The following is a 1,645-nucleotide window of genomic DNA, read 5'->3' as shown; positions in this document are numbered from 1 at the left end:
GGGATGCCGCGGATTTCCGACAAATGATGGATGACGCGCTGTCCCGTCCGGTTGATCGCGCGCTGTTCGAACTCGACGACGACCACGCATGACCAGTCGCCATGGCAAGGGGCCGCGATCGCCCCCCCACCTTCGGCACATGCCAGGCGCTTGCCCTGAACCGGCACACAAGTTGATGCAAGGATGAATTCGTCGTGGACGAAACGAGTTGGAAGATTTGCGAATTCTTGAGAACCGCAACAGGCCGCGGCGTCGGCGTGACTGCACTCCAGATTGCAGAGGGCACCGCCCTGAATTTGGGACAGGTATACATTCGGATTCACCGGCTTGTGATCGATGGCTATATCCGCCGCCTTTACGTTCACCCGCCGGTGTACCAATGGACAGATCGGCCGGTATCCGTATTGCCGCCGTCCCAGGCAGGTGACGATCGAACACGTAAGTGTTACAACGAATGCACCAAATAGTTCTAAGCAATGAAATGAGCGCGTCCCATCCGGAAATGACAGCACGGCAAGGGTGAGGTCATGCGCGGAATGTATCAGCCTCGAACGGGTGCTGGAATTTGACAAGTACGACAGCGTGACATTGTCGGAGAAAGAATGGAACTGCGCTGGCAGGATGCCTACCAACAATTCAGCGCCGCGGAAGACGAGCAGCAACTCTTTCAGCGGATCGCCGCCTATTCCAAGCGGCTGGGATTCGAATACTGCTGTTACGGCATCCGCGTACCGCTGCCCGTTTCGAAGCCGGCGGTCGCCATCTTCAATACCTATCCGGACGGCTGGATGGCACACTACCAGGCGCAGAACTATATCGCGATCGATTCGACGGTTCGCGACGGCTCACTCAGCACCAACATGATCCTCTGGCCGGACGTCGACCGGATCGATCCGTGCCCGCTGTGGCAGGACGCGCGCGATTTCGGGCTGTCGATGGGCGTCGCGCAATCGAGCTGGGCGGCCCGCGGCGCGTTCGGCCTGCTGAGCATCGCCCGCTATGCCGATCGGCTGACGCCGGCCGAGATCAACACGCTGACGCTGCAGACCAACTGGCTCGCGAACCTGTCGCATTCGCTGATGAGCCGCTTCATGGTGCCGAAGCTGTCACCCTCGGCAAGCGTCACGCTGACCGCGCGCGAGCGCGAGGTGCTGTGCTGGACGGCCGAGGGCAAGACCGCGTGCGAAATCGGCCAGATCCTTAGCATCTCGGAGCGTACGGCCAACTTCCACGTGAACAACATCCTCGAGAAGCTCGGCGCGACCAACAAGGTCCAGGCGGTCGCCAAGGCGATCTCGGCCGGGCTCATCGAAGCACCTTGATAGCCGTAAGCGGTCAGCGAACCCGCCCCTTGCGGCATCGCGTCAGATCAGTTAGCGATCATGCCTTCGGTTTTCGGAGGGGTTTGCCGAGCTTCCACGGCAACAGTGCTTCGTAGTCGTCAGCCGTCTGCGCGAGTGGCAGCGCCTTGAACAGGTCGACGAGATAGTCGGACATGCAAAACATAGTGGGACCAAGCCCGGCAAGGGATTGCAGGGAGTCGGATGTGCTGCGAACTCCCAGAGCGAATATCGATCTGATTTAAAACCTGGGAGCTGGAGCGCACCGACATGACCGACGATTTCTTCCGAAGCCGCCTTGATTC

General features: G+C 59.9%; 3 protein-coding genes. 1 reads left to right on the top strand and 2 read right to left on the bottom strand.

The features are described 5' to 3' along the window. Nucleotides 1-365: hypothetical protein (locus CFB82_RS43840; protein ID WP_218829109.1), on the bottom strand; the 365-nt coding region annotated here is incomplete at its 3' end. 237 nt (nucleotides 366-602) lie between these two features. Here CFB82_RS43840 and CFB82_RS41490 point away from each other — a divergent pair. Then, nucleotides 603-1,322, top strand: a complete 720-nt coding sequence (locus CFB82_RS41490; RefSeq protein WP_089487959.1) for an autoinducer binding domain-containing protein — start codon at nucleotides 603-605, stop codon at nucleotides 1,320-1,322. A gap of 58 nt (nucleotides 1,323-1,380) precedes the next feature. Here the strand turns inward: CFB82_RS41490 and CFB82_RS43025 are convergent, their stop codons facing one another. Then, complete coding sequence (locus CFB82_RS43025; protein WP_218829110.1) at nucleotides 1,381-1,497, bottom strand: transposase domain-containing protein; 117 nt, start codon at nucleotides 1,495-1,497, stop codon at nucleotides 1,381-1,383. Nucleotides 1,498-1,645: the final 148 nt, after the last annotated feature.

This window comes from Burkholderia sp. HI2714, from assembly GCF_002223085.1.
Taxonomy (GTDB): Bacteria; Pseudomonadota; Gammaproteobacteria; order Burkholderiales; family Burkholderiaceae; genus Burkholderia; species Burkholderia lata_D.
The sequence above is the reverse complement of the archived record's forward strand: the minus strand, read 5'-3'. Positions and strand labels throughout refer to the sequence as shown.